Annotated in this window: 27 protein-coding genes and 1 other RNA gene; 4 read left to right on the top strand and 24 right to left on the bottom strand. The window is 46.3% G+C overall.

Annotated features, from left to right (window positions below):
* Window positions 1-513 precede the first annotated feature (513 nt).
* Complete coding sequence (locus HMPREF1548_RS26285; protein ID WP_021639844.1) at window positions 514-975, bottom strand: GNAT family N-acetyltransferase; 462 nt, start codon at window positions 973-975, stop codon at window positions 514-516.
* Between the two features lie 94 nt (window positions 976-1,069).
* An RNA gene (gene rnpB, locus HMPREF1548_RS26650) (RNase P RNA component class A) lies at window positions 1,070-1,458 on the bottom strand.
* A gap of 188 nt (window positions 1,459-1,646) precedes the next feature.
* On the opposite strand from rnpB, the gene HMPREF1548_RS26280 reads away from it, so the two are divergent.
* On the top strand, window positions 1,647-2,360 hold the full coding sequence (locus HMPREF1548_RS26280; protein WP_021639843.1) for a gamma-glutamyl-gamma-aminobutyrate hydrolase family protein: 714 nt from the start codon (window positions 1,647-1,649) through the stop codon (window positions 2,358-2,360).
* 214 nt (window positions 2,361-2,574) lie between these two features.
* Here HMPREF1548_RS26280 and HMPREF1548_RS26275 read toward each other — a convergent pair whose 3' ends face one another.
* The 4 genes from HMPREF1548_RS26275 to HMPREF1548_RS26260 form a co-directional block, all read right to left on the bottom strand.
* Window positions 2,575-2,841: a DUF7010 family protein gene (locus HMPREF1548_RS26275; RefSeq protein ID WP_418504606.1), complete on the bottom strand. Its 267-nt coding sequence runs from the start codon at window positions 2,839-2,841 to the stop codon at window positions 2,575-2,577.
* Window positions 2,842-2,997: 156 nt separating this feature from the next.
* Complete coding sequence (locus tag HMPREF1548_RS26270; RefSeq protein WP_021639841.1) at window positions 2,998-4,218, bottom strand: condensation domain-containing protein; 1,221 nt, start codon at window positions 4,216-4,218, stop codon at window positions 2,998-3,000.
* A complete protein-coding gene (locus HMPREF1548_RS26265; protein ID WP_021639840.1) occupies window positions 4,205-4,489 on the bottom strand; it encodes a hypothetical protein in 285 nt (94 codons plus the stop codon). The genes HMPREF1548_RS26270 and HMPREF1548_RS26265 overlap by 14 nt, the downstream gene beginning before the upstream one ends.
* Entirely contained in the window at window positions 4,479-5,030 is a 552-nt protein-coding gene (locus tag HMPREF1548_RS26260) for a TetR/AcrR family transcriptional regulator (protein ID WP_035324040.1), read from the bottom strand. The genes HMPREF1548_RS26265 and HMPREF1548_RS26260 overlap by 11 nt, the downstream gene beginning before the upstream one ends.
* Window positions 5,031-5,258: 228 nt before the next feature.
* Here HMPREF1548_RS26260 and HMPREF1548_RS26255 point away from each other — a divergent pair, with 228 nt between their 5' ends.
* Window positions 5,259-5,945 (top strand): Dph6-related ATP pyrophosphatase, encoded by a 687-nt coding sequence (locus tag HMPREF1548_RS26255; protein ID WP_021639838.1) that lies wholly within the window; start codon window positions 5,259-5,261, stop codon window positions 5,943-5,945.
* 165 nt (window positions 5,946-6,110) lie between these two features.
* Here the strand turns inward: HMPREF1548_RS26255 and HMPREF1548_RS26250 are convergent, their stop codons facing one another.
* The 17 genes from HMPREF1548_RS26250 to HMPREF1548_RS26175 form a co-directional block, all read right to left on the bottom strand.
* Window positions 6,111-6,689 (bottom strand): DUF1989 domain-containing protein, encoded by a 579-nt coding sequence (locus tag HMPREF1548_RS26250; protein ID WP_021639837.1) that lies wholly within the window; start codon window positions 6,687-6,689, stop codon window positions 6,111-6,113.
* Window positions 6,690-6,777: 88 nt separating this feature from the next.
* Window positions 6,778-7,467, bottom strand: coding sequence for a hypothetical protein (locus HMPREF1548_RS26245; RefSeq protein ID WP_021639836.1), 690 nt, complete (start codon window positions 7,465-7,467; stop codon window positions 6,778-6,780).
* Window positions 7,468-7,588: 121 nt separating this feature from the next.
* On the bottom strand, window positions 7,589-8,167 hold the full coding sequence (locus HMPREF1548_RS26240) for a hypothetical protein (protein ID WP_021639835.1): 579 nt from the start codon (window positions 8,165-8,167) through the stop codon (window positions 7,589-7,591).
* 141 nt (window positions 8,168-8,308) lie between these two features.
* Complete coding sequence (locus tag HMPREF1548_RS26235; protein WP_021639834.1) at window positions 8,309-9,070, bottom strand: WGR domain-containing protein; 762 nt, start codon at window positions 9,068-9,070, stop codon at window positions 8,309-8,311.
* Between the two features lie 267 nt (window positions 9,071-9,337).
* The gene (locus HMPREF1548_RS26230; RefSeq protein ID WP_021639833.1) at window positions 9,338-10,222 is read right to left on the bottom strand and encodes an SPL family radical SAM protein; all 885 of its coding nucleotides are present in this window, start codon (window positions 10,220-10,222) and stop codon (window positions 9,338-9,340) included.
* 57 nt (window positions 10,223-10,279) lie between these two features.
* Window positions 10,280-11,974 carry a nucleoside kinase gene (locus HMPREF1548_RS26225; RefSeq protein WP_021639832.1) on the bottom strand — a complete coding sequence of 565 codons (1,695 nt, stop codon included), beginning with the start codon at window positions 11,972-11,974 and terminating at the stop codon, window positions 10,280-10,282.
* A gap of 9 nt (window positions 11,975-11,983) precedes the next feature.
* Window positions 11,984-12,766 (bottom strand): Nif3-like dinuclear metal center hexameric protein, encoded by a 783-nt coding sequence (locus HMPREF1548_RS26220; protein WP_021639831.1) that lies wholly within the window; start codon window positions 12,764-12,766, stop codon window positions 11,984-11,986.
* A gap of 61 nt (window positions 12,767-12,827) precedes the next feature.
* A complete protein-coding gene (locus HMPREF1548_RS26215) occupies window positions 12,828-13,643 on the bottom strand; it encodes a tRNA (adenine(22)-N(1))-methyltransferase (protein ID WP_021639830.1) in 816 nt (271 codons plus the stop codon).
* A 12-nt stretch (window positions 13,644-13,655) separates the two neighbouring features.
* Window positions 13,656-14,849 carry an RNA polymerase sigma factor RpoD gene (gene rpoD / locus HMPREF1548_RS26210; RefSeq protein ID WP_025491372.1) on the bottom strand — a complete coding sequence of 398 codons (1,194 nt, stop codon included), beginning with the start codon at window positions 14,847-14,849 and terminating at the stop codon, window positions 13,656-13,658.
* A gap of 40 nt (window positions 14,850-14,889) precedes the next feature.
* Entirely contained in the window at window positions 14,890-16,662 is a 1,773-nt protein-coding gene (gene dnaG / locus HMPREF1548_RS26205) for a DNA primase (protein ID WP_035324139.1), read from the bottom strand.
* 58 nt (window positions 16,663-16,720) lie between these two features.
* Window positions 16,721-17,731 (bottom strand): deoxyguanosinetriphosphate triphosphohydrolase, encoded by a 1,011-nt coding sequence (locus tag HMPREF1548_RS26200; protein ID WP_021639827.1) that lies wholly within the window; start codon window positions 17,729-17,731, stop codon window positions 16,721-16,723.
* Between the two features lie 241 nt (window positions 17,732-17,972).
* Window positions 17,973-19,178, bottom strand: a complete 1,206-nt coding sequence (locus tag HMPREF1548_RS26195) for an MFS transporter (RefSeq protein ID WP_051358489.1) — start codon at window positions 19,176-19,178, stop codon at window positions 17,973-17,975.
* 165 nt (window positions 19,179-19,343) lie between these two features.
* A complete protein-coding gene (locus HMPREF1548_RS29720) occupies window positions 19,344-19,481 on the bottom strand; it encodes a hypothetical protein (RefSeq protein ID WP_021639825.1) in 138 nt (45 codons plus the stop codon).
* 21 nt (window positions 19,482-19,502) lie between these two features.
* A complete protein-coding gene (locus HMPREF1548_RS26190) occupies window positions 19,503-20,534 on the bottom strand; it encodes a helix-turn-helix transcriptional regulator (protein WP_021639824.1) in 1,032 nt (343 codons plus the stop codon).
* 4 nt (window positions 20,535-20,538) lie between these two features.
* Window positions 20,539-21,048, bottom strand: a complete 510-nt coding sequence (locus HMPREF1548_RS26185; RefSeq protein ID WP_021639823.1) for an NAD(+) diphosphatase — start codon at window positions 21,046-21,048, stop codon at window positions 20,539-20,541.
* Between the two features lie 133 nt (window positions 21,049-21,181).
* Window positions 21,182-22,279 (bottom strand): DUF4179 domain-containing protein, encoded by a 1,098-nt coding sequence (locus tag HMPREF1548_RS26180; RefSeq protein WP_035324034.1) that lies wholly within the window; start codon window positions 22,277-22,279, stop codon window positions 21,182-21,184.
* Between the two features lie 11 nt (window positions 22,280-22,290).
* On the bottom strand, window positions 22,291-22,839 hold the full coding sequence (locus HMPREF1548_RS26175; protein WP_025491367.1) for a sigma-70 family RNA polymerase sigma factor: 549 nt from the start codon (window positions 22,837-22,839) through the stop codon (window positions 22,291-22,293).
* Between the two features lie 425 nt (window positions 22,840-23,264).
* On the opposite strand from HMPREF1548_RS26175, the gene HMPREF1548_RS26170 reads away from it, so the two are divergent.
* Both HMPREF1548_RS26170 and HMPREF1548_RS26165 read left to right on the top strand, forming a co-directional pair.
* Entirely contained in the window at window positions 23,265-24,074 is an 810-nt protein-coding gene (locus tag HMPREF1548_RS26170; protein WP_021639819.1) for a LytTR family transcriptional regulator, read from the top strand.
* Between the two features lie 73 nt (window positions 24,075-24,147).
* A complete protein-coding gene (locus tag HMPREF1548_RS26165) occupies window positions 24,148-24,801 on the top strand; it encodes a hypothetical protein (RefSeq protein ID WP_021639818.1) in 654 nt (217 codons plus the stop codon).
* An 87-nt stretch (window positions 24,802-24,888) separates the two neighbouring features.
* On the opposite strand, the gene HMPREF1548_RS26160 is transcribed toward HMPREF1548_RS26165, so the two are convergent.
* The gene (locus HMPREF1548_RS26160) at window positions 24,889-25,641 is read right to left on the bottom strand and encodes a helix-turn-helix domain-containing protein (protein WP_021639817.1); all 753 of its coding nucleotides are present in this window, start codon (window positions 25,639-25,641) and stop codon (window positions 24,889-24,891) included.
* Window positions 25,642-25,998: the final 357 nt, after the last annotated feature.

Raw genomic sequence — 25,998 nt, 5'->3', positions numbered from 1 at the left:
CAATCCACGAGGCTCTTACAAGCCTCGACATCCATAGTGATGCATTAAATCATTTTTGCTTATATTTCAATCCACGAGGCTCTTGCAAGCCTCGACCTTTCGCTATCCGCACAGATTCAAATCTCTTCAAATTTCAATCCACGAGGCTCTTGCAAGCCTCGACATTATTCTCCAGGTATTCCCCCAGACCACCGATATTTCAATCCACGAGGCTCTTGCAAGCCTCGACAGCAATACTATACAACATCTATCTTATAAAGCCAAGTAATAACATCCTCATTATACAACTCTTCTAAAAAATTGTCATTATTATATTACTTTTTATTTGCATAAATCTCCATACTGCCAATTTTCAAGTGCGAATCTCCCGGCGAAATAATGTGCACTTATAATTCGCACCTTCCCAAATTTATAACCCCATTTTACACATGTAGGAATACACACAAATAATTATTTAATCTTTCTGCTCCCCCGGCCAACAGAAAAATGATTATCAAACTTACCAAGGCCACCTCAGTTCAAATTTTTCCGGGACCTGTGCAGCACAAACCGCTGTACCGGATAATCAAATTCCATACACAGTTCCTCCGGCACAAAATTGAACCGCTGATATAATGCTCTTGGTGCAATTCCTTTTTCATCCCCTTCGCGGTATGTCGTAACGCTGATATCAACATCCGGCATAAGCCGGAGCATTTCCGAAATCAATGCGGATGCAACGCCCTGACGGCGGTATTGGGGATGGACCGCCATACAGGAAAGGCAGTGCTGGTTGGGTGAAAATAATAAAATACCAACAATATTTCCGTTGTCCTTTACGCAAAGAGCTGTCTGCCGGGCGATATTCTTAAGAAGTGTTTCCGTATAATCAGCAATTACAAGCCCCGGAAAGTCGTCAGCTACCATATTAACAAGTCCCAGCCAATCTGAAACACAGGCTTCATCGGCAAATTCTGCATGATATTGTTTCTTCATATATTTTACTTCCTCCTTTTAAACTCAGCCCATCCATACAAAAAAGAACAGAGCGTGGTGTACGTATATATCACCTGCCTGTTCTTCTGATAGGAAAATAAGCAAAACTGTAAGCCGGGTTATGTCGAGAATAATCATCTATCTAGTACTACTGTTACCAGCAGTCTCAAGCGACCTACCTGAAAGCAGGCCGGGCAAGCCTGTCGCTCTCTGTTTGGTCTTGCTTCGGATGGGGTTTACATGTGCCCCGCCTGTTACCAGACGGGCGGTAGTCTCTTACACTGCCTTTCCACCCTTACCGGGGTCTGCACCCCAAAGGATTGCTCCTTTCCGCCAAAGGCGGGGCGGTATATTTCTGTTGCACTGGCCTTGGAGTCGCCTCCACCGGACGTTATCCGGCATCCTGCCCTGCGAAGCCCGGACTTTCCTCACCTGCCGCATCCCAAAAGGAATACGGACAGCCGCGATTATTCATCTTACTTATTTTCCTTTCAATACTATACCTTTTTTCTTCCTCCTTGGCAAGTGCTAAATCAATGAAGAAAAGTCATTCCGCAGGGCAAACATAACCATTCTGCCAAAAAAGAAAGTTGACAGTCCAAAAAGCAGGGCTTAGGATGATAAAGGAACAAATACCGCAAATCTAAAACTAAAAAAACACAGGAGGATTTATGAAACCTTTTATCGGACTGACTCCTTTATATGATGATGATAAAAAAAGCTACTGGATACTTCCTGGCTATATGGAAGAAATTGAACATGCCGGAGGAATCCCGATAATGCTGCCTTTAACTGCGGACCGGGATATGCTGGAAAATATTTTATGCCGGATAGACGGGCTCGTCCTGACCGGCGGCCATGATGTGAACCCTGCGGTCTATGGGGAAAAGACAGAGGATTTCTGCGGAAGGCTCTGCCCGGAGCGGGATGAAATGGAGCTGACCCTGATACAGCGGGCGCTTGAAAAGGATATGCCGGTGCTTGGGATCTGCAGGGGACTGCAGATCATGAATGCCGCGCTGGGAGGAAGCCTGTATCAGGATTTAGGCGCCCAGAACGGCACTGGAATAGACCATGATATGAAAAAGCCCTATGACCGGGCCGCCCACAGCATAAGCCTTGAAATGAAAGCGCCTCTTTTCGGACTGCTGGGACAGAAAAGTGTGGGTGTGAACAGCAGGCATCATCAGGCCATCAAGGATCTGGCGCCTTCTCTTAAGAGCATGGCGACCGCGGAAGACGGAATCATAGAAGCTGTTTATGTTCCTGATAAACGGTTTTTCTGGGGCCTCCAATGGCACCCGGAACATTGGGGCGACAACGAAACAAGCGCAAAAATATTACAGGCCTTTGTCAACGCCTGTAAAAACTGTTCTTCCATATAAAAGGGGTTGGATAAAAGGGACGGCAGTTTCATATATATATAGCAGAGCCTATATGACAGCCCATTCATAAAAATCCATATATGGCAGAAAGTAAAAATATTACCACAAAAAATCCCGAAATTATATGGTAAAAAAATGTGAAGCATTTTTTCATTAACAATCCCAGTTTATCATACCAACAAAACTGGGATTTGATAAAAAAGTGGACGTTTATTTACTTTGCGTTTCTTGCATAAGTTTTTTTGTTTCCAATAAATAAACATCCTGTAAATACTATTTCATAAAGCAACATAAATAATGCAATAATATCAGGAGCGCATGTACATCCTATAATTAAAACACTGATTGTTACAATTACCGAAGAGTACATATAACTTTTGGATTTATAGAGCCCACCAAAAGGCAGTAAGTGACCGCCGAAAATCATTGCTAAAACCATAAGCATTTTCTCTGGTACTGCTGAATATACCAAGCAGACAATTAAATATAAAGTATTTCATTCAATTTAAAAAGGAAGCATACTTTATTTAATGGATTGTCATTGCGCATATACTCAAACGCTTCTGTCATTTCCTTTAAAGACATCATTTTTACCTCCTGAATATTCACAACTGCAGACAATTTGTAACTTTGTTAATCAACTCCGCACAATTAAATTTGACACGCATACTTTCATACGGCTATTCACCGTTAGAACTCCCCAAGTTTTTTTATTAGCAGGAGAAGCAGGTGGTATAAAAATAGCTTCTTCAATTATATTGCTTTTGATTTTTCCTAAATTGGTTATGCTATAACCATTTTGGGAACCATATCCAAACATATTTCTTCCTACAAATGCTCCTGCTTTACTTCCAAACTCTCCTAATGTAGATATTGCAACAGCGTCAATCAGCTCCGGCTGCATATGTATATAACAGGCAAGCACAAGCATTTCTTTCTGTGGGTGCTGACATATATTTGTGACAAGTGACGCTACGCGTTTTGCAAGAGAAATCACATTTTTCTCTTTCTTTTTCACAAAAATGCTAAAAGCAGTAGAATAATTTCCCATTGCCCCTTGTCTGTAACATTTTGTCTGATTACGAATATCGGCTGCAATAACCACCTTGTTTGTATTCTCTTCCAACATCATTTTTGCAATCAGCCAGTCATTTACAGTAATATTATGCTGTTTGCATAAAGTCAGTATTTTTTCTAACTCCTGATCGCAAACGGTAAAAATTTCCCGTTTCATTTTGTGTTTTTGAATATAGGCTCTTTCAAATGCGCTATATTCCTCATACATAACTTGCTGCCCCTCTTTTTTCCATCTTCTATTTGCGTCGCCTATTATCAATTTACTGATAAGAGGTAAATCGCTGTTTGAGGGAAGATCGTTTAAGCATTGAATTAAGCGTTCCGGGGCAAATTGCGGTATTACTCCGTTAGCATAATGCTCTGCAAATTCTTCTGCCAGTTGTAGAAGCCCTCTGCCGTCACACAAAAGATGGTGGGCGATAAAAAGTATTTGAAATTCATTTTTCTTTGGATAAACCACTACTTTTAGCAGACATTCATTCATGACATTCCACCCACGGACAGATATTTCCTCATAATCCTGTTGCCACAAAGCAGCTTCTTCTTTTATCATTACAGGAATATTCATATAATCTTGTATTTGATAATAAAATCTGCCAGTGTCCGTTTCCTCTGCAATTAAACTTTGCAGAAACGGGTGCGCTTTTTGAAGAGTGTCTATGCTTTGTTTTAGCCGCCCTTCATCATAATTGCTTTCTATTTTTGCCATAATCCCAAAGTGCATATTAGGACACATAAAATGCGCACGTTCTGTATACACATAATTTTTAACCGATTTCATATTTTTTCTCCAAGTCATTATTTTCCCGCATAGCAATATCATTCAACACTTTGTCCTGATGTGCTTCAATGGCTAACAAGATTAACAAAACAGCAAATACGGCTCCTGCCAAAAACAAAGTAATTGAAGAAAGCCAATGCCACCCTGCCACCCAAAATAAAATACCAGTTACAAATAATACGCCGATGAGTTTCATCATGGTAATCCCCGGTTCAAGCATATCCAGTTTATATTTATAGCGGTTATCATAGTCCATATTCCTATGTTTCATTTGCCGAACCTCTCTTGTTTTCATTGTGGTATAATTTGAAACTGGCACATGCTTCTATAAGTAACTGCCTTATTTCTTCGGGCGCAATGTTCGTTGTGTTCGTAGAAACAATCGTTGCTATACCATGCGTAAATATCCATGTTTTCGCAAACACTTCCGGTTCAATCGGAACAGGAACGTGCTTAGCCAAATCGTAAAGGCTTTCAAGTCTTGTTCCGCTATCTGACATACATAGTAGGTGGAACAGATTTTTTTCATTTTGAGCCAGTTCCACATACTTTAGTCCCATGCTTAAAAAATAGGGGGTTTCGGTATCAAAAGGCTGTTGGAGCATGGTTTCTTCAAATAGTTTTTGCGTTCTTTTGTAAACTTCTTCCTTCAGTTCTTCCATGTTGCGAAAAGCGTGAAAAACTGGTTGAGTAGAGCATTTTAATTCACTGGCAAGCAAACGTGCGGTTACTTTTTCAAAGCCATATTCTTTTGTCAACTCAAATGCTTTTTCAATAATAGCTTCTCTGGGTATCTTTACTTTTGGCGGCATAATATTCTCCATAAAATAACTAAGTTATATATCAATGTTATTATACACTGTATAAAGATTCTTGTCAATTTATCTGGCTGATAGTTGACGCTTTGGTGCCAAAATGGCGCCCGAATTTCCTATAGTGATATAAAACAATATGGGAAAATATTGAAAATGGTAGAAAAATTTATAATATGAGTGATACAATATAATCCAAATCGCTAAATCAATATTTGTGAGGGAATAATGAAGAAAGCATATTTTAACTGGAGCAGCGGGAAAGATTCCGCGTTAGCTCTTTATAAAGCCTTGCAATCGGGAATATATGATGTACAAGCACTGTTCACCACAATAAAAAAAGATGGCTCTAAAATTGCTATGCACGAGATTGGTATAAAACTGCTCAAACAGCAAGCAGACTCTATCGGGATACCGTTAACGATTTTGGAGCTTGATTTAACTGCTCCATCAGACGAATATAAAAAGTCGATGGAAATGCACATAGAAAAATTCAAAGAGGAACAGCTCAACATCGCACTTTTTGGTGATTTATACCTGGAAAACTTGAGAAATCAAAGAATTGATAATTGTAGGCGACAGGGTATTCAAGCCGAGTTCCCATTGTGGAATAGTAAACCGAGAGAATTGTTGCAGGAATTTATATCATTGGGCTTCAAAAGCATAGTAACTTGTGTAGATGGCTCTATGCTTGATGAATCTTTTGTTGGTAGAGTAATTGATGAATCCTTCCTGAATGATTTGCCCGACTTTGTAGACATTTGTGGTGAAAATGGTGAGTATCATTCTTTTGTCTTTGATGGACCAATATTCAGGAAACCGGTTAAATTTGAAATAGTAAGCCGATACTACAGAGATTATCCAAATGAGACAAATACAATGCTGAACAGATATTGGTATCTTGAGCTTAGATAATCTCCAAATTCTCATTTTGTACAAGGGTTGGAGGTTTACACAATCTTTGGGATTCCCGGAACATTGGGGCGACAACGAAACAAGCGCAAAAATAATACAGGCCTTTGTCAACGCCTGTAATAACTGAACATCCATATAACAAGGGCAGTAAAGCTGGAATTTGTTTTAATCGACAACGATTTTTATAGGGGAACATTTTCCGCTGTTGCATTTACTCTCTGAAACACTGCAAGCGGCAACTCCCAAAGTAATATCCATCAGTGCTTTTAATGTAATTTTATCTCCTGCTGTGGAAAGCGGCTCCTCCACTGTGATACTGCCATCAGAGTTAATTTTCGTGTGCATGAATAAGTTTACGGGTGAAATAATCGCACGCTGTTCTTCCAACACATTGTTGATATTATCGAAGCAGTTCGGGTGTCCTTCGCCGTTATGATAAAAGAAGTCATACATTTCCTGCCGGCAGCATGGGTGAAGCAAATCATGTTCTCCCACATCATCAGAAATTACCCGCATCATCGGGTGATATAAATTGGTGTAAATAATATTGCCGACATTTAGTTTCAGAGACTCGTTACAGTCAATCGTTACTCCGGTCGAGAGAAATTCATTTGCATTTCCGCTCGCTTCGGCAAAAAAATCTACCACCTGGCCACCCTCAATGTCAATCACAGTAATACTTTGACCTTGCTTAACATCAATTTTCATTCCAGAACACGCTGGAATAATATACTCTTTGTTCATTGTATTTACCTCACCGAATTGTAACTTTCCAGCCCCGGCAATCCGAAGTTACCTTATTACATTTCGCATTACAAATATACTTGATTTTTTAATTCATCGAGAAAAGTTTTTGTGAAATAGAAGAAAATATTTCTACTACTTCTATAATAAAATTACTCATAAATTCTCTATAAGGAATCACAATTTCGCCCTTATTTAACACTATGAACAACTTCTCTTTATCACAACCTTCTTTAAACTCATAATAATCCAATCTAATATTAGTTTGATGTATGATTTGATCCCTTAATGCTCTTCCTTTCTCACTACCACAGAGTAAGTGAAAAGCATGTATATTAAGTTTATTTATTTCACAGATGTATGATTTCAATGAAATCAATTTATCACTTTCATCTTTTAATATTTTCTTTGCAAATTTATTGAAACTATCACACCTTTCATGAAAAGCTATATAATGAAAAATAGTAGCTACTACATCTAATGCATTTCTTGCAAAAAGGATTGTACTTTCAGTATGATAAAGCAATATTGTTTCATCATCTCCAAAAAGGCAAGGAATTTCCATATTTTGTGACATTTCGAATTCGAATAATTTTTTAATAGCACATTTTTCAGCAAACAACATCATTCTAATTTTCTGGTGACATATTACAGCTTTTTCCTCCAAGTATATTTTAAATTCTCTATCAATTGTGGAATTATTTTCTATAAGATTAAATAAATCATGACCTATTTGTATTTTGGGTATAATATCACCATAGTCTGACAACAATTTCAAATCAAGTTCTAAAAGTTTATTTCTATCAAAACCATTAAGTACTTCTCCTTAACATTACTAATTCAATATTTTCAATTTATCAAATTGAAGGCGATTTATGCAGCATTTTTCAAGGTGAACATTATTTACAATTATCAGCTATGTATCTTTGAAACTCAGGCAATTCTTTACGATACTTACGTGAACGTGAATCTGCAATTTGAAATGCTTCCTCAGGCATACTATATCGAAATCGAAAATCATGCCTTTTTATATAATACATATCCAATAATGCTAAGCCATAACCATATGCATCCTGCTCAACCTCTTGATGAAAATTTAATGATTGTGTTACTTTGTCAACATTTGGGATATAATTTTCAAAACCTTCTTTCCATGTCTCTATTAGTGAAATCTTTTCATGTATTTGCATTCCATTCATCATAAGTCCGATTTCATTAAGCTGATATGTATGTCGCAACTCATGAAATACAAAATATTCAATATCATCTTTATGGTCATTTCTACTACGATAAAACCATACCTTATTAAAAACAATCTTGTCTATTTCTCCCTCAGCCGCATTGTTTTCATTAGGAAATCGTTCAGATGGACAATCTTCAAAATACAGTTCAATATCTTCAGGAATCTTCATAAATTTCCGTGCAAAGTCAACAGCATTCTGAATTAGTTTTCTATTCGCTCCTTTTATCTTTTCCATTGAATTTACTCCTTTATTCTTAATCAGTCTAATGCTTTCGAGTTTAAATCAATCTGTTTGTTTTTCCCACAACTTCCAATTTACCAAGTACACCTTTTACCAGCATAGCGAATCACACGGCGGCAAACTGTATATGTACAATCAACAATCACGATTTACAAATCGTTCCAAATCCCGTCTCATGATGGAAATATTATATGGTGGTTCCTCTTTATCCCAATTCCATAAAAGACGGTACATTCTTTCCATGCGCATAAGCGACCGGAACGCCAATACCTGTAATGCCGCGTCCAATTTCCCCATAATTTTAATCTGACCGAATACAGTAGCAAGGATAACCTGGTCTGTCTGCAAAAGTGTCTGATCACCTTTCAGTCCATGATAAGTTTGTGCTGCCTGTGTTTTCAGCTCGCCATCCGTCTGCTCCGGTTCAGGCGGCAAATAGGTTAAGTTCCACTCTTTTACGATTAATAATTCAGGGAAATCAGCAACACACATTTTGGGCCGTTTCCGTATAGATTCCTCTAAAAAATGCAATGTGTCATTCCCTTCATCACTGCCAAAAGGAGCTTCTTCATCGCCGCAGTCATAATACAGTTCTTCAGAAAAACAGGCCCGGAAAACAGGGTGGCTGGTCAGGGGATGTAAACCATATTCCTCTGTATCAAAGTAAAGGTGATGCACTGCGTCAAAGTCCTGCATGTCCGTGTAGCCCTTTTTTTCTTTAGACCGCACAAGCTTAAATGCCTGCTTCTCACATTCATCCTCTGTATCAAAATCTTTGATTTCGTAACGTCCTGTTGTGCCGGTTTTTCCCCAATTGATTACCAGTTCACAGCCTGCCGTTTCTATGCGCCAAAACTTGTCCGATTTTTCATCTGTATATCGTAATGCCTGCTGCATATCCTGCCCTCCAAATCTGTTCGCTTCCCCATCGGCTCATGGGGATTTGCTGCGTACGCTTTCTCCGCCTTAGATAGTCTTCATACTCGCGGCAGAGTTCCCAAAAAACCTGTTGTTCATCCGCAATCTGCCCGAAGAAGATATTTTCCTCAGTACAGACTCAGGTTCCTCATTTGTATATCATTATCTCTTCGTTGGAACCGGATGTATCGGTTATTTGCGATGACACCGGATACCCATTTTCATATCATTGCCACGACCACACTGTCAGGTAAAGTCAAACAACGACAGCTGCTCTCCCGCCAGCTTATCCTCAAAGCGGTTCATATAAGCAAAAATCCGATTCGTATTGTTTTCAATCCCGTGCTGCGCACAGGTTTTCCTGACCAGCCGCATAAGAGAGGACTGGTTGGGGGAGGGTATCTCATAGGTATTCCCGTAGGTTTGTATGTATTTTTGCTTCATGCCCGGAAAATGCTCGTCCAGCTTGCGGTAAAAATACTGCCTGTCGCCGTCTCTGAGGGTCACACCGATCCCGAAGGTCAGTATTCCATAGGTTTTTGCATGGATGCAGTAATCCAGTATGCCGCGGATATTTTCCTCCGTGTCATTGATAAAGGGAAGGATGGGCGTCATCCAGCAGACGGTGGGGATGCCTTCCTCCCGCAGGATATCCAGGACCTCCGCCCTCCGTTTTGTGGTGCACACATGAGGCTCCAGCTTCCGGCAAAGCGCCTCGTCATGGGTGGTAAGCGTTATCTGGACCACGCATTTTGTTTTTCGGTGAATGCTTTTGAGCAAATCCAGATCACGCAGTATGAGATCGGATTTTGTCTGGATGGCAAGGCCGAAGCCGTATTCGTCTATCAGCTCCAGACAGCGGCGGGTCAGTCCCAGCTCTTTTTCCAGAGGGATATAAGGATCGCTCATACCGCCTGTCCCAATCATACAGCGTTCCCTTTTCCTGCGCAGGGCAAGCTCTAAAAGCTGTGGCGCATTCTTTTTGATCTCGATATCCTCAAAAGGCCGGTCGGGATGAATCTGGTAACAGGTGCTCCTGGCATCGCAGTAAATACAGCCGTGGGAGCAGCCCCTGAACAGATTCATGCCGTTTCCGGCTGAGAGAATTGATTTTACATTCACTTCAAACATAACCGCTCCATTCCGGCCGCCTGTTTCTTCCCCGGGCAGGCAGCCCTCACGGCTTGTCTACACCCGGAAGCAGCTGCCTCCGACGAATTCACGTACAATGGAATTATTGGGAAGGTTTTCGCTGCTCACGCCCAGGAAATATTCCAGGAATTTAAGCAGGCGCTTTGCTTCAAAATATTCCGGCTGATCCTTCCTCACGCTGTAAAGCAAAGGCTCTGCAAACTGCTTCAGCACCGCCAGTTCGTAAATCAGGGCAGAGTTGAACATGGCGTCAGCGCTTTCCTGGAATGGGAAAATATTTTCCTCCTCCCCTCTGCGCACGGAGGACCACATCCTCAGGGTATGGGTGGCGGAAGCGCCTCTTGTCCTGGCATCCCGCACCATGCGGCGGATCAGGCGGCTGTCCGTCGTTGCTATCCGGTTGTGATCGTCCACATTCAGGCTGGTGAGGGCGCTGATATATATTTTATATTTGCTTTTCAGAGGAAGCGAATGGGAAAGCCTGTCGTTCAGGCCGTGGATGCCTTCAATAACCAGAATATCCTCCGGCCCGAGCTGCAGATAATCCCCTTTGTATTCACGAAGGCCTGTTTTAAAGTTAAAACGGGGCATTTCCACCCGTTTTCCCGCCAGCAGATCCGACATATCCTGATTGAATTTTTCCACATCAATGGCTTCCAGACATTCGAAATTATAGTTGCCCTCTTCGTCCAGCGGCGTCTTATCCCGGTCTACGAAATAATCGTCCACCGCGATGGGATGAGGTATCAGGCCATGGGTTTTCAGCTGGATGGCAAGACGATGGGAAAAGGTGGTCTTTCCTGAGGAAGAAGGCCCTGCAATCATGACGAATTTCACATTTCCTCGCCTGACGATATCTCCTGCAATTTCCGCAATCCTGCGCTCCTGCCGCGCTTCCTGGACCAGGATCATTTCCGCCAGATCGCCTTCGCAGATCTTGTCATTGAGATCCCCCACGGTTTCTATCTCCATCTTTTCTCCCCAGTCGTTGGAACGAAGGAGCGTATGGAACAGCTTTTCCCTGGGTTCAAAGGGAACCAGGGTTTCCGGTTCGCTCCTGTCGGGAAGCATCAGCATCAGCCCCGCTTTATAGGGTATCAGGTCAAAATATTGCAGATATCCGGTATCCGGCACCATATAGCCGTAGTTATAGTCATAATAACCGTCCAGACAATAGACATTGATATAGGAGCCGCGCCTGTAACGGAACAGCCTGACCTTATCCTCCATTCCCTGGGCATTGAAAATCTCGATTGCCTCGTCCGTGGGATAGGCTTTTTTACTGATGGGAAGCCTGCGTTCCACCAGTTCCCACATTCTTTTCCTGACCTGCTCCACGAAGCCGGCCTCTATCTGGCCGTCCTCTTCCCCATCGGCGCAGATTACCTTTTCAGCCAGTTCTCCCCTGGGAATGCAGTAATAGCCCCTGCCGATGGAAAATTCCACGGAAACCTTGCCCGCCCTGGGGGAGCCGGCGATATCACTGATGGCCTTGATAAGAAGCATGATCGCACTGCGGATGTAGGTGTCGTGTCCCACCCTGTCCGCCAGCGTCTGAAAGGTAACGGCAGCATCACGGTCCACCGTTTTGTGAAGCTCTTTGATTTTTCCGTTGGCTATGGCAAGAATAATCCTGTGATCGTATTCTGCCTGATGCTCCTGTGCCAGTTTTTCATAGGTCACGCCGTTTTCATATTCCCTGCATATCCCGTTTACCGTTACTTTTACCATAAATCGCTCCTATTCATACCAGAAGGGTTCCTGCTGCCTGGCTGTCAGCAAATGCAGCTGCGGCAGCTCCCTGCTTAAAAATTCCTTCATATAGGGGACAAAAATCTGTTCCAGCCCGTAATGTCCCGCATCTATGATAGTGATTCCCTGTTCCAGCGCATCTATACCATCATGATGACCGATATCCCCGCTGATAAAAACATCAGCGCCCGCGCGCACTGCCTGGGAGATATAATCCTTCCCGGAGCCAGGCACTACAGCCGCCTTCCTTATTTTCTGTTCCGCCTCTCCGAATACCCGGACAGTCTCCAGATCAAATATTTCCTTCACATAGGCCGCGCACTCGCGCAGCGTCATCTCCTCCGGGAAAATACCCACCCGGCCGATTCCCTCCTTGGACAGCTCATCCTCAAAGGTAGTTTCCAGCACCGTCCTGTCCGCCAGCGCCAGGCGGTCCGCCGCTTCGTCCGCCATTCCCATCACATCAAAATTGGTATGGCAGGCATAGTAGGATATATCATTCGCAATCAGCTTGATAATACGCTTTCCCGTAAAATCCTCCGCCGTAATACGCTTCATCGCAGAAAAAATCATGGGGTGATGGGTCAGAAGCATATCCGCTCCCGCCAGCACCGCCTGATCGATGACCGCGTCCGTGGCGTCCAGCGCAATCATAACCGATTCCACTTCTTTGTCCCTGCTCCCCACAAGCAGCCCCACATTATCCCAGCTTTCCGCAAAGGAACGCGGGGAAAGCTCTTCCAGCTTCGCCATTACCTCACTGCATTTCATGCGCCCTTCTCCTTATGTTTGCCGCCGCAACCCCCGATGCGGCTTACCTGGCCGGGACGGTTCATTTCATTATGCCAATCAGCTGCTCCAGCAGTTGCCGCTCCTTCGCAAGCTGTGCAAGGCGTCCCGCCGTTTTTTCTTTTTCCGGCGCCCCTGCCTCCCCGGCAGATGCGCTGCCTATCCCGGCGCTTATCTGCCGGTTCTTCCTGAGGCTCTCCCTTAAATATTCCAGCAGCACAGGATTTTTCTCCAGAATCAGGCGGGAGCCGAAAATATCCGCCGCCCTTTCCCATTCATCCGATGAAAGCAGCCCCTGGGACTTACATTCCTCCAGAAAGCGTTTTTCCTGCGCCTCCAACGTTTCCCGGCAAAAACCTTCCGGCGGGTTCTGCAGGTTAACAGCCTTTATAACGGTATAGAATTTGCCCTCTTCCCAGATCATATTCTCTTCCGTAATAAAATATCCGTTCTTTTTCAAAGCCTCCCTTACCAGCCAGGCCTCCGACTGGGGCTGGAGAATGGCCCAACGCATCTGTGCAAGCTTCTCGCGGCCCTCCTCCATGATCTTCACCATGAGGCGCCCGCCCATTCCCGCAGCCAGAAGCGTATCCGCTTCCGGCCTTCCCCCGCGGCAGGGAAGGCCGGATATTCCGTCGGAAAGCCTCACGTCTATGTATGCAGCAAGCCCGAATTCCTCCACGTGTTCCCTGGCCCTTTCCAGAGGGCCTTCATTAACATCCATGGCAAACACGCGGGGGCAGACGCCCTCCCGGATCAGGTATACCGCCACATACCCATGGTCACATCCCACATCCGCCGGGATACTTCCTTTTTCCACCATGGATGCGACCATATGAAGTCTTTTTGACAATTCCATATTCTTTTTTCCTTAATCCAGATAATCCTTCAGCTTGCGGCTGCGGCTGGGATGGCGGAGCTTGCGCAGCGCCTTGGCTTCAATCTGGCGGATACGCTCACGGGTTACATTGAACTCCTTGCCCACCTCTTCCAGCGTCCTTGCACGGCCGTCGTCCAGGCCGAAACGCAGGCGCAGCACCTTCTGCTCTCTTTCCGTCAGGGTGCCCAGGACCTCATTCAGCTGTTCCTTCAGCAGGGAGAATGCAGCCGCATCCGCCGGTACCGGCACATTGTCATCCTGGATGAAATCGCCCAGGTGACTGTCTTCCTCCTCACCGATAGGGGTTTCCAGGGATACAGGCTCCTGGGAAATCTTGAGGATTTCACGCACTCTCTCCACCGGCATGCTCATTTCTTCAGCGATTTCCTCCGGAGTAGGTTCACGCCCCAGTTCCTGCAGCAGCTGTCTGCTCACGCGGATCAGCTTGTTGATCGTCTCTACCATATGGACCGGGATACGGATGGTTCTCGCCTGATCCGCAATGGCTCTTGTGATCGCCTGGCGGATCCACCAGGTAGCATAGGTGGAGAATTTATAACCCTTGGTATAATCGAATTTTTCCACAGCCTTAATCAGACCCAGATTTCCTTCCTGGATCAGATCCAGAAACAGCATGCCCCTTCCCACATATCTCTTGGCAATGCTGACCACCAGACGCAGGTTTGCTTCCGCCAGACGCTTTTTGGCTTCCTCATCCCCCACTTCCATCCTCTGGGCCAGGTCGATTTCCTCCTCCGCGGAAAGCAGGGGCACCTTGCCGATTTCCTTCAGGTACATACGCACCGGATCTTCAATGCTGATGCCATCGGGAACGGAGAGGTCGATACTCTCCATATCCACTTCTTCCTCTTCGGACAGGATAATTTCCTCATCGGGAATATCGTCATCATCCTCGGTGATACGCAGTACATCCACGTTGCTCTGCTCCAGCAGCTCCAGCAGCTTGTCAAACTGATCCTCATTCAGCTGCAGATCCGCAAAGTAATCGCTGATCTCCTGGTATTCCAGAATATTTTTTTTCTTTCTGGCAACGCCGATAAGTCCTCTTACTCTTTCCAGAAACTTCGCTTCCGCGGCCGCTCTTTCTTCCGGGGTCATTTCCGCTTCGTTCTGATTTGTTGTTTTTTTCGTCTCATCAGCTTTTTCCTGTGTCTTTTTGCCCATTCTTAGTCCATCCTTCCTGCGCATGTTAATATTGTTATCCTTAATTCAGGGAAATATGCGTTTTGCTAAGTTCTTCCAATGCCTTTTTTCCTTCAATGACGCGGTTTAATGCCTCCACATCAGTTCCCAGACGGCTCGTATTATATTCATAGCTGATTCTTTTTACAGAAACCAGGATATCGTGAAATGCTTTTTCTTTTTCCTGTATTGTCTCCGGTTCCATCAGCCTTGTGTTAAAAAGTGACGCCACCTCTCTCTGCTCCTCCTCATCGGGGAACAGGCTTATGATGGATGCCGCGTTGAGTTCGCCCTTTTCAAGCCCTGCGAACAGCCTTTCGGCCACCCGCACATAAAGCTCCTCCGTAAAGTCCTCAGGTCCGATAAACCGCTCGATTTTTTTATATAACTGCGGTTCCTCCACCAGCCAGGTAAGCAGAAGCCTCTGGGTCTTTTTGCTGTTTTCCTCCGGGGTGGTTTTTTTATGGATTCCCGATTTGGGCCGTTCCACGGGTTTGGCAAGCCCTGTCTGGGCTGCAATGCTGCCCACCAGCTTTCTCAGGTTTTCGAAGCCGATATGGTATTTCTCCGCCACCGCCTCGATATAATTCTCCCGCTCCACCTCTTCGGAAAAATCACACAGCTTTCTGGCGATTTCCCTGTGGAACCTGGTCTTGTCCTCCGGATCAGAAAGGTTGTACTCCTTCTCCAGCATCCTGATTTCAAAAAGAAAGCTGTTTTCCGCGTGGTCGATGCGTTCCTGGAACGCTTCCTTCCCCAGATTTTTCATGAATTCATCCGGATCCTTGTACGGCTCCAGACTGATAATCTTCCCGGTAAGCCCCGCCTCCTTCAGTATGCCGATGGCCCGCAGCGCCGCTTTCACGCCCGCGCCGTCGCTGTCGTAGGAAAGCAGAACCTCCTTCGTATACCGCTTCAGCAGACTGGCCTGTCCCAGTGTAAACGCGGTGCCAAGAGACGCCACCGCCTGATCAAAGCCCGCCTGATGCATGGAAATAACGTCCATGTAGCCCTCGCAGAGAATGATATTCCCCTTACGCGAGGTCCTTGCAAAATTCAGGCCGTAAAGATTCCTGCTTTTGTCAAAAATCGGCGTTTCGGGCGAGTTTAAGTACTTCGGTGTTCCATCCCCCATCACCCTGCCGCCGAAGCCGATAACCCGGTGGTTGATATCCTCAATGGGAAAAATTACCCGGTTCCAGAACTTGTCGTACATGCCGTGTTTTTCATCCACGTTGCACAGCCCCGCTTCGTGTATCAGCTCCGGGGAATACCCCTTGCTGCGCAGATACTGTACCAGGTCATTGCTGGTCTTATTGGCAAAGCCCAGCCCGAACTTCTTTATCGTCTCATCCGAGAGCTGCCTGTCCCTCAGATACCTGTACCCTGTTTCACCCTGTCTGGCGCGAAGCTGGAAATAGAAATATTTGGCCGCCTCTTTATTGATTTCCAGCAGCCTGCTCCGCTTGCTTTCCGCCTTCTTCGCCTCTTCGGAATATTCGATTTCCGGCAGATTCACACCGGCGCGGTCCGCCAGCATTTTCACCGCCTCCGGAAACGTGTAATTCTCATATTCCTGGATAAAGGTATATACATTCCCGCCCGCGCCGCAGCCGAAGCAATAATACATCTGCTTGCCGGGCGAAACGGAAAAGGAAGGCGACTTCTCATTGTGGAATGGGCAAAGGCCGAAATAATTGGCGCCCTTTTTCTGAAGGCGCACATAGCCTGAAATCACATCCACTATATCATTTTTCATCCTGACTTCTTCTATCAGTTCATCCGGATAATACATGCCTTCTCTCACCTCAATCTGTAAGGCTCCCGGTTCCATCAGAACCGGAATCCGTTGATTACTTCACCGTCCAGCATTTGGGAATATAGATTTCCTCATACTGTGCAATGGCGAAACGGTCCGTCATTGCCCCTATATAGTCACAGCAAATCCTTTCCTTTGCTTCTCCCCTCTCCATCAAAACCAGCAGTTCGCCGGATATTTTATCAATATGATGGAGATAATAATCGTAGAGCGTTTCCACCAGCAGCTCGGCCTTGCCTTCCTCGCTTTTGGCCTGCTGGTTCGTGTAAACCCTCTCAAACATAAATGAACGCAGTTTTTTCATAGCGTCCTCCACCGGAGGGGACATGCATATGTCGTTCTTTCCGAAGCTGTTGGTCACAATATCATGGATAAAATGATCCAGCCGCTCGCCCGTGGTCCTGCCCGCCACCTCCTGCACCTGCTTCGGAATATCCTCCTCCCTCAGGATACCCGCCCGTATGGCGTCGTCGCAGTCATGGTGGATATAGGCGATTTTATCAGACAATCTGACGATTTTTCCTTCCAGCGTAGCCGGATTGCCTTTGGTCTGATGATTACGGATGCCGTCCCTGACCTCAAAGGTAAGGTTCAGCCCCTGGCCGTCCTTCTCCAGGATATCCACGCAGCGCACGCTCTGTTCGCTGTGCTCAAAGCCATAGGGACAGACTTTGTCCAGCGCACGCTCTCCCGCATGGCCGAAGGGCGTGTGCCCCAAATCATGGCCCAGTGCAATGGCTTCCACCAGATCCTCGTTCAGCCTCAGCGCCTTGGCAATCGTCCTTGCATTCTGGGACACCTCCAGGGTATGGGTCAGCCTCGTCCTGTAATGATCTCCTTGCGGAGCGAGAAAGACCTGGGTCTTATCCTTCAGTCTTCGGAAGGCTTTACAGTGCAGGATCCTGTCACGGTCCCGCTGGAACACGGGCCTGATATCACAGGGTTCCTCATCCCTCAGCCTTCCCAGGGAATTCTTGCTCAGAGAAGCATAGGGGCTTAAATAAACCTCCTCCCACTTCTCCAGATTCTCCCGAATTGTTGTCATCCGTCACCTTTCCGCCATACGGCAGCCACGAATATATGGCATTATAATGCCTGTTTCCGACACAGTACGTCAATCAAAAATATGCTCACTATCTTTATATTCTGCGCCGATTCCCGGAATCCTTTTATTTTTTTCAAAAAAATTATTTTTTGATGGCAAAAAAGGAAGAGAAGCGCTGGCCTGGCTCTCTTTTTATTCTGCGGGAACGCGAAATCAGACCGGACACTCTCCTTTTATCCTCTTATTTATGCCTGTGTGAATCCCGGTAAAACGATACCGTCATCACCATCTGCAGCGCTCCCAGCAAAAGGAAGGTGCCAGACAGCCCAATCCGCTCCGCCGCCGCGCCTGCTGCCGGAAACAGCAGTATCATAATAACGGAAAACAGCATACTGCCCACAGAAATCAGCGTTGCCCTCTGGCCTGATGGAATCAGCCGGTTCAGGGAAATGGACTGTATCGAATACAGCAGGGCGTTGGCAAAGCAGGCTGCCACAAACAAAACCACGGACACGGGCAGCCGGTGCAGGAAGAACCCGGCAAGCCCCGCCGCAATCACCAGCGCAGCCGCATACTGTGTCTTTTCCCCGGCTTTCCCGTATACCTTTTCACTGGCCAGCGCGCCAAGGCAGGAGGCCAGGCCGCCCAACAGCATGATCACGCTGATTTCCACCTTATTTAGTCCCATATCATAAAAATACTGCTGGCTGTAGAAAAACAGTACGGTATAAAAAGCAAAAACCATCTCAAAATACAGCATTATCCTGCGTATTTCCCTGTTTTCCGCCAGAATGCGGAAGCTTGTGACAAAATGCTGTTTTATCATGCCGCCGCTTTTTCTTATTTCCTGCGTTATTTCCGGCTCCTTCATCAGCACAGCCGGCAGCAAGGCCAGCAGGGCGATTATAACAGATGCGCCATAGCACCAGACATAGGATCTTTCTGCCAGGATACCGCCCGCCACCGTGGCAATGGACTGTGAGATTTCAATGAGCAGATTGATTCTGCCATTCACCTTCAGGTACTCCGGCTCCCGCCCGCACTGCTTCATGCTGTCATAAACCAGCGCTTCCTCCGAACCGGAATTCAGGTTATTTCCCAGTGCCTGAATGACAAAGGACAGGGCAAAGCCCCAGAATTTACCTGAAAGCAGCATCAGGATACAGGAAATGGCGGTGCACAGCCGTCCCCAGACCACAGTCCTCTTGCGCCCCAGCAAATCCGCCGCCGCGCCGGAAGGGATTTCACAAATCATGCTTGTGATATGGTACACTCCCTCCAGTATGCCTATCTGCCACAGGTTCATCCCCTTAAAGGCCAGATACAGCACCCAGACCGAGGTGGACATGTCAAGATTCTTAAGAAAGGTAAAAATATAATCCAAAGGGATATTTCTGTAAATATTCCAGCGTTCTGTATGCTTCTTCCCTGATTTATTACTGTTCATTTTCGTAACTCCTTTTTTATGGCAGCCATCGGTCCAATCCAAATCCGGACTGCTCTTTTTACTTAAAAACAGGCGCAAAAAAACCAGGAGCATGCTTCCACATGATTCCCGGTTCATATCGGAGTTACTGCTTAAACGGAACCGCCAGACGCAACAGTCCCTTAACTACAGACAGGCCCTGTCACAGTCTCCGTGTATGTCCGTTTCCCTGAAAAAGGGCGCAGTATCCCCGTAAAGCAAAAATAATCCTGCTTTCGTCCGACCGCTGCTGCTGTAAACCGGCACATATCCCAAACTGAACATGTCTGTCTCCTTCCTGAATAATTATGGTTCTAACTTATCACATACGTTCCCGGATGTCAAACTTGTTTCTTCCGGCTTTGTTTTCTCCGTCCCTGTTCCTTCCGGCTTTCCGGGATATTCCGTAACAGCCCGGTTATCCTCAACGTTACAATAGTTCTGAAGAATCCGGGCGGCCTCTCTTTTGATATCCTCACGCAGCCGCTCCGGCGCAAGCACCTCCACGCTGCTGCCGAAGCTGAGCACCCATTCCAGCAAAACAGGATAGTTGGTAAAGCCCAGATTTTCCACCAAAAGTGTGCCGTCCTCCTGCTCCGTAAAGCTGGATGGTCCGTATTCCTCAATAAGACGGAACTTCACCTTCCCTGAAAATCTGGCCCGCAGCATGATTTCATCGGAAAACCAGTATTCGCTGTCCAGCTTTTCCTCCGGCACTTCCCGCGGCGCAAAGGCTTCCTCTTTTCCCGCAAGCTCCCACAGACGGTTCAGCTTGAACATGCGGAAATCCTCCCTCTGCCTGCAGTAGCCCAGCAGATACCAGGAAGACCACTGAAAAGCCACCCGGTAAGGCTCCACCAGACGGCGGCCCGTCCCTTTTCTGTAATAATAGGTAAATTCCACCAGCCTGTGCTCCTGGATTGCAGCCTTCAGGACCGCAATTTTTTCCGAAAGACTGTCCCTGTAATGGGAGGCCAGATTGATGGTTACCGCTTCTGCCGCCGCAGGCATATTTCCCTGCACGATGTGGAATTTCTCCTTCAGGCGCTCCTCCATGGGGTTTTTCATCACGCTGTCCATGCCGCGTATTCCTGCCAGCAGCGCTTCTCTCTCCTTTGCGGTTAAAAAGGAATTATCCATTTTAAAGCCCGGGGCCAGGGAAATCCCCCCGCCGAAGCCCTGTTCCGTAACGATTGGGATCCCCGCCTGGCACAGCGCCTCCAGATCCCTGCTGATGGTCCTCCTGGAAACCTCCAGCTTTTCAGAAAGCATTGGCGCTGTTACTTTATCCTGCTGCAGCAGGATGGTGAGAATGGCCATAAGCCGGTCTATTTTCATCCGGTCAATCCTTTCTATTCTTCTGTTCGTTCAGATAATATTCCACCAGCGTATGGGATACGCTTCCGGCCGGATGCACCATTTTGAGAGCCTGGGAAACAGGCACCCACACGGCCTCGTCCACTTCCCCGGACAGAACCAGCTCCCGCTTTTTCGCCTCTGCGATGAAGCCTATCATGAGCATGTCTTTCTTACCGAACCAATAGGTTCCCGTCATCCGAAGCCGTTCCACCGGAACGCCGATTTCCTCCTCTACCTCGCGCATAGCTGTGGTCTCCGCATTTTCACCGGGCTTCATGTAGCCGGAAACAAGATTATAATAGGTATCCGATATATATCCCTGGCGGAGCAGGGCCGCTTCGCCGTACTCGTTTACCACCAGCGCAATGATACAGGTGGAAAACATGTCAAACAGCGGCTTTTTGCAGCGGGTACAATAGGGCACCAGCCCTTCATCCCCGATTTCTTTTGGCGTCAGTGCGGTTCCGCAGTCAGGGCAGTAGGTAAATTTCATAATATTTTTCCTTTCCAGAATAAAATGCAGGCAGCGCCGTTTTTCAGCGTCCGGCGCTGCCTGCGTGCTTTAGTAATTATAGCACTGGTTTTCCTGTAATGGAATTATATTTCTCAACTATTGTATTTCACAGTTATTCGGCAGCTTCAGGCATTTGTCCGAAATCCACAAGGAAGCTTTCTCCAAGCTGCCGGAAATCATTGCTCATTTTTCCGCTCTGCTCAGGCATGGCGACCACATAGAACGTCATTTCCACCTGTCCCGCCGCTTCCGGCAGCATATCTCCCAAAAGGCGCATATACCCCTTTCTTGTGCTTCCGCCGCCGAAATAATTCATGTAGAAAGGATATTCCTTCCCGCTTTCATCCTTCGCAATCACCTTCATATCATACCGGGAGGCGTCTTTATCATCCGCCGAAAAATTAATCCGCTGCTCCAGGTCATTGCTTGTGAACTCATCCAATGTGACAGTTACGCCATTGGGCAGGGTAAACGTCCGGTTTAAAGCGATATGCCGTGTATCCTTCATCAGGGCGGAGGCGTCCGCCGTAAAAGAAAAATCCCACTTGCCCTTGATATTTTCCCATATATCCAGCTGACGGAATGAGATATCTATGGCTGTTTCTCCCACCAAATCAACGTTTTCACAGTTATAGCACATTTCTATGCCGACAATTGTCTGTTCCTCATCCAGATATTTTAAGCCTCCGCCGCCGCCCGCAAGCACACGTCTGCCGTTAACCTTTATGGAGGCAATGGGAGAAATTGCGCTGATGTCAAGCGGCTGCCCGTCCTCTCTGCGCACCGTCACATTGACCCACACCTCCGACTCTGTCACCACAACCTCATGCAGGGTCACCGCATAGCCGCCATCCATGGCTGTGGTGTTGACCACCTCTTTATAGTCCGCCAGATCCTCCTGCAGCCCCAGCGCATTTCCGATTGTCCACTGCAGCTGCTCCAGCGCCGCATGAACCTCACTGCTTGATGCGGCGATTCCTATCACAATTACGGCTGATGCCGCACAGACTGCCATTTTTAAGGAACGTCCTCTTTTTATGGATTTATTCCGGCATTTTCCTCTTCCGGCCGCTTCACTTTCCCTGGTCCTCAGCCTCTTTTGGAAGGCAGCCTCATACTTTTCAACCTCTTTCCGGGAAAGCTCCTGTTCCTCCGTTTCTGAAAAATCCGTAACAATATCATTTGCCATATCATATATTTTTTTATTCATATGCCTTCTCCTCATCTACCGCTGCTTTCCGCAAAACGCCGCATTTTCCGTTTTCCCCTGGATACCTTGTTGTATACGGCTTCCCGCGGAATCCCCATCTGTGCGCTGACGGTTTCCACGTCCTGCTCCTGCAGGAACAGCCTTGTAAAAACTTCTCTGTCCTTCGGCTTCAGGCAGGCTAACAGAGCCTTTGTTTCTTCGGAAAGCTCCTGTTCCACCAGCTGCCGCAGGTTTTCATCCTCTTCGGCCAGCTCCACCTCTTCCAGCGCTGTCTGGTCAGGCTGTTTGCCGTATTTGCGCAGGTAGTCGATGGCGTGGAATCTGGCCACGCCCGCCGCCCAGCTTTTGAAGCTGCTCCTTTCCGGATCATAAGAGCCGATATTATTCCATATGCCGAAAAAAATATCATTCATGCACTCGTCTATCCTGTCCGGCATACAGTACAGTCTTTTTCCCACAATGGAAGCAAGCAGCCCTCCGTACCGTTCCATCACATATCTGATTCCCTCTTCCCGGCGCTTTTTTATCAGGGAAATAAAATTATCTTCATTTGCTTTCATACACCACTCCATCACAAACCGGAAATAAAGTCTGCAGCCTCTCTCCGGTTTTCTCCTTTCACTTATTAATTCGGAGGGAAGAGGGCAGGATCTATCCGTTTCTGAAAAAATTTTTTAATATGCCCTGCTGCTTGTTTCTCTGGCAAAAAGGCCGCCTGGGAGTCAGGCAGAAAGGCATCAGTATTGTATCACGGGCAGGCGGCTTCGTCTATGGAGCTGGCGAATGCATAGCACCGCCTGCGGCAGTGAACAGTGACGGCCGGAATACATGCTGCGGCGGCTGAAGTCCAAGTTCGATATAAATCATAACGGATGCGGGAATGTGTTTTCACTGTTTTTACTAATAGTGCTTGTTGTTTTTTCATTCAACTGTTATACTGTTATGGATGGGGAGATATGGAATATTAATGTAAAGGGAGGGGCATATGAGAAGAGCCGGCATTACGGAAGCGGAAATAATTCAGCTGACGCTGGAAAATGTCCGCAGCTTTTATCACAGGAACCCGGAAGTTACCACCGCGCCTATGGCGGATAATTTCATGTGGATTGGTTCCAATGATTTTCAATGGTGTGAAGGGCTGGAGAATTTCCGGAGAACTATGGAAAAAGAATATGAAGAACCGCCTGTGTTGATATCGGATGAAGAATATCACCTGCTTTTTCATGACCGCAATGTATGGGTGGTCTGCGGCCGTTACAGGATCACCTCGGTCATGGAGGACGGCACCGCACTTCATGCCCATGTACGGGGCACCTATGTATGGCGCATGATCAACGGGGAACTGAAGCTCGCCCATGTCCACGGATCCCATGCCCAGGACATTCCTTTAAACCGCATTGTCACGATGCCGGAACCGCTTACCGCGGACATGGATTATTTTGATTATCTGAAGCGCATGGACTCTATTACTTCAGATGTAAACAAAATTGCTTTCCGGGATACGAATAAGAATTACCGGTATCTGTTTCCCTCGGACATTCTTTACCTGAAAGCCGCCGCCCAGTGGTCCATTGTACATACCAAAACGGAAACCTTTCAGGTGTGGGGCCTTCTGGCCGACTATGAAAAAAGCCTTCCATATTCTTTCCGGCGCATTCATAAAAGCTATCTGGTCAACAGCCTTTACGTTGACAGCATTCACCGGTATAAGGCAGTTTTGAGGGACGGCCAGGAGCTGCCCATCGGCAAAGAACGCTACATGGATCTGAAGCATTATCTGCAGCATGCGGTTTAATGCTTCCCCTGCGGCGAAGGCCTGGGCGCTGTCAGTCCAATTATCTTTAAGGTTATGAAAGAGGCTTCCTGGAATGGATGAAAAAATAGAAGAAATTGCGAGCAAGGCAAGGGAAATCCTCAGGAAAATACCTTTTGCCGAAAAAGAACAGATTGATTTTCAGACGGTGGAGTATGGAGATCCTACAGTCACTTATGAAAGCTCCGGCTATGGCTTCGTGCAGGTGGTAAATGAACGGGGGCATGAAAGACGCAACGTCATAGCCGACAGCTTTGAGGAAATGGTAAATTATTTCGTAGACAGTGCGATTACGGACTATGCATACCGCTATGAGCTTGCCCACCGCCGCCGCTTTGAATCAAACCTCCGTCAGACGGATGAAGTCCGTGAGGCCTGTTATCATTATATTGATCCCGGGAAAAAATGTATCCGCAGGGATTATGACGATACGCCCCATATTTATCTGGATCTTTTTGCTGCCTATCGCAGTATCTGTTTAAAATACAGGGAGGAAAACGCTATTTCCTGTCAGCCGCTTAAGGATGACATTGATTATATTGCCGACCGGAAATATACGGATACTCCCGACGGCGGTATGTACAGTCTGAAGTCTTCCATGGAAAAGGTGAGGAAGCGGACAGAACGAATCGGCGCAAACAGCAGCAAGCTTAGGGAGGCTTTTTGGCAGTATGAAAAATATTACCGGCTTCTGAAGGAAATGAAATGAATGCAAATGCAGGAATGATTGAAGGAAGCTTCAAATCAGCAGGCCGGCATCGAATATCATTTATTCTATTTCCTGCCGGCCGGATAGTTATCTGTTTAAAATCTGCTGCAGCATATCCCGGCTGACAAACGGGGCAAGGGGAATGATATGCTGCATGTTTTTTATGTTATGTTGGCAGGCTATTACCATTTTATCCACAATATCCCTGTTCACAAAGGGGGCTATGCTCACTATATCTTCCAGGGTGAGATTTTGATCTGCAAAAAGCTTTGCTGCCTGGCTTGCCGTTTTCCTGCTGATAAAGGGTACTATGGAAACGAGCTCCTGTATTGATGTGAATTTTCCCAGATTTTCCTCTACCAGCTCATCCATCAGCTTCCTTTCAATAAAGGGTGCAATTAAAATGAGCATTTCCACCTGGGTCAAAAGTTCTTTGTGGTTACCAGCCATTTCCGTTATCATTTCTCTTCCTACGAATGGCGCAAGATAAATGATATCTTCAAAACTTTCTATTTTAATCTTATATTTTCTTACATCGGATGGTTTTACAATCCCCTCCAGTTCCTGTAATTCCTTTACACTGATTTCCTGCTCCTGAGGATGCATCAGCGTTTCTACGCACTTCGCCTTGTCCTGATAATCCAGCAGTTCATCAACGGTTATGTGAAAGAGTTCTGCAAGTTCTGTCATTCTGGATATATCCGGCATAGTTTCATTTCTTTCCCAACTACTGACAGCCTGGAAGCTGATACCCATTTTCTCCGCAAGCTCCATCTGCGTCATATCGGCGGCAATCCTGTATTTCTTAATCTGTTTTCCAACTCGGGCTAAATCAAACATTTCTTGTCCTCCTGGACTTTTTCCTTTGATTATACTGTTTTTCGGGTGGGCGTGAAAGCAAGAAGTGCTTGAAAGGGATGCAGGGATGGGTTCAAGCGGCGCTTGAAAGGGGGAAGATGGATAGCGGGTTAAAAGATTATTTGAGGTGGTATGAGCCTTGACCTGTTATGGCCTATGAATATGTCACAAAGCAACTATTTCAATCCATAAGGCCGTATAAGCCTCGACGCGACGGATCTGGTGGTCATGTAGGACACTGCTATTATTTCAATCCACGAGGCCGTATAAGCCTCGACGTTTATAATGGAGTCATTGAAGGTGATTATCTCATTTCAATCCACGAGGCCACATAAGCCT

Source organism: Clostridium sp. KLE 1755 (genome assembly GCF_000466465.2).
In the GTDB taxonomy this organism is placed as follows: Bacteria; Bacillota; Clostridia; order Lachnospirales; family Lachnospiraceae; genus Eisenbergiella; species Eisenbergiella porci.
The sequence above is the reverse complement of the archived record's forward strand: the minus strand, read 5'-3'. Positions and strand labels throughout refer to the sequence as shown.

Excerpts from the sequence above, each read along its gene's own strand:
- HMPREF1548_RS26255 (WP_021639838.1), top strand. The coding sequence starts at position 5,259 with ATGAAGAAAGCATATTTTAACTGGAGCAGCGGGAAAGATTCCGCGTTA.
- HMPREF1548_RS26225 (WP_021639832.1), bottom strand. The coding sequence starts at position 11,974 with ATGGTAAAAGTAACGGTAAACGGGATATGCAGGGAATATGAAAACGGC.
- HMPREF1548_RS26280 (WP_021639843.1), top strand. The coding sequence starts at position 1,647 with ATGAAACCTTTTATCGGACTGACTCCTTTATATGATGATGATAAAAAA.
- HMPREF1548_RS26235 (WP_021639834.1), bottom strand. The coding sequence starts at position 9,070 with ATGCAGCAGGCATTACGATATACAGATGAAAAATCGGACAAGTTTTGG.
- HMPREF1548_RS26285 (WP_021639844.1), bottom strand. The coding sequence starts at position 975 with ATGAAGAAACAATATCATGCAGAATTTGCCGATGAAGCCTGTGTTTCA.
- HMPREF1548_RS26220 (WP_021639831.1), bottom strand. The coding sequence starts at position 12,766 with ATGAAATGCAGTGAGGTAATGGCGAAGCTGGAAGAGCTTTCCCCGCGT.
- HMPREF1548_RS26195 (WP_051358489.1), bottom strand. The coding sequence starts at position 19,178 with ATGAACAGTAATAAATCAGGGAAGAAGCATACAGAACGCTGGAATATT.
- HMPREF1548_RS26200 (WP_021639827.1), bottom strand. The coding sequence starts at position 17,731 with ATGACAACAATTCGGGAGAATCTGGAGAAGTGGGAGGAGGTTTATTTA.
- HMPREF1548_RS26250 (WP_021639837.1), bottom strand. The coding sequence starts at position 6,689 with ATGAACAAAGAGTATATTATTCCAGCGTGTTCTGGAATGAAAATTGAT.
- rpoD (WP_025491372.1), bottom strand. The coding sequence starts at position 14,849 with ATGGGCAAAAAGACACAGGAAAAAGCTGATGAGACGAAAAAAACAACA.
- HMPREF1548_RS26240 (WP_021639835.1), bottom strand. The coding sequence starts at position 8,167 with ATGGAAAAGATAAAAGGAGCGAATAGAAAACTAATTCAGAATGCTGTT.
- HMPREF1548_RS26160 (WP_021639817.1), bottom strand. The coding sequence starts at position 25,641 with ATGTTTGATTTAGCCCGAGTTGGAAAACAGATTAAGAAATACAGGATT.
- dnaG (WP_035324139.1), bottom strand. The coding sequence starts at position 16,662 with ATGTATTATCCGGATGAACTGATAGAAGAAGTCAGGATGAAAAATGAT.
- HMPREF1548_RS26230 (WP_021639833.1), bottom strand. The coding sequence starts at position 10,222 with ATGTTTGAAGTGAATGTAAAATCAATTCTCTCAGCCGGAAACGGCATG.
- HMPREF1548_RS26270 (WP_021639841.1), bottom strand. The coding sequence starts at position 4,218 with ATGAAATCGGTTAAAAATTATGTGTATACAGAACGTGCGCATTTTATG.
- HMPREF1548_RS29720 (WP_021639825.1), bottom strand. The coding sequence starts at position 19,481 with ATGTTCAGTTTGGGATATGTGCCGGTTTACAGCAGCAGCGGTCGGACG.
- HMPREF1548_RS26165 (WP_021639818.1), top strand. The coding sequence starts at position 24,148 with ATGGATGAAAAAATAGAAGAAATTGCGAGCAAGGCAAGGGAAATCCTC.
- HMPREF1548_RS26185 (WP_021639823.1), bottom strand. The coding sequence starts at position 21,048 with ATGAAATTTACCTACTGCCCTGACTGCGGAACCGCACTGACGCCAAAA.
- HMPREF1548_RS26215 (WP_021639830.1), bottom strand. The coding sequence starts at position 13,643 with ATGGAATTGTCAAAAAGACTTCATATGGTCGCATCCATGGTGGAAAAA.
- HMPREF1548_RS26180 (WP_035324034.1), bottom strand. The coding sequence starts at position 22,279 with ATGAATAAAAAAATATATGATATGGCAAATGATATTGTTACGGATTTT.
- HMPREF1548_RS26190 (WP_021639824.1), bottom strand. The coding sequence starts at position 20,534 with ATGAAAATAGACCGGCTTATGGCCATTCTCACCATCCTGCTGCAGCAG.
- HMPREF1548_RS26175 (WP_025491367.1), bottom strand. The coding sequence starts at position 22,839 with ATGAAAGCAAATGAAGATAATTTTATTTCCCTGATAAAAAAGCGCCGG.
- HMPREF1548_RS26260 (WP_035324040.1), bottom strand. The coding sequence starts at position 5,030 with ATGCCGCCAAAAGTAAAGATACCCAGAGAAGCTATTATTGAAAAAGCA.
- HMPREF1548_RS26265 (WP_021639840.1), bottom strand. The coding sequence starts at position 4,489 with ATGAAACATAGGAATATGGACTATGATAACCGCTATAAATATAAACTG.
- HMPREF1548_RS26170 (WP_021639819.1), top strand. The coding sequence starts at position 23,265 with ATGAGAAGAGCCGGCATTACGGAAGCGGAAATAATTCAGCTGACGCTG.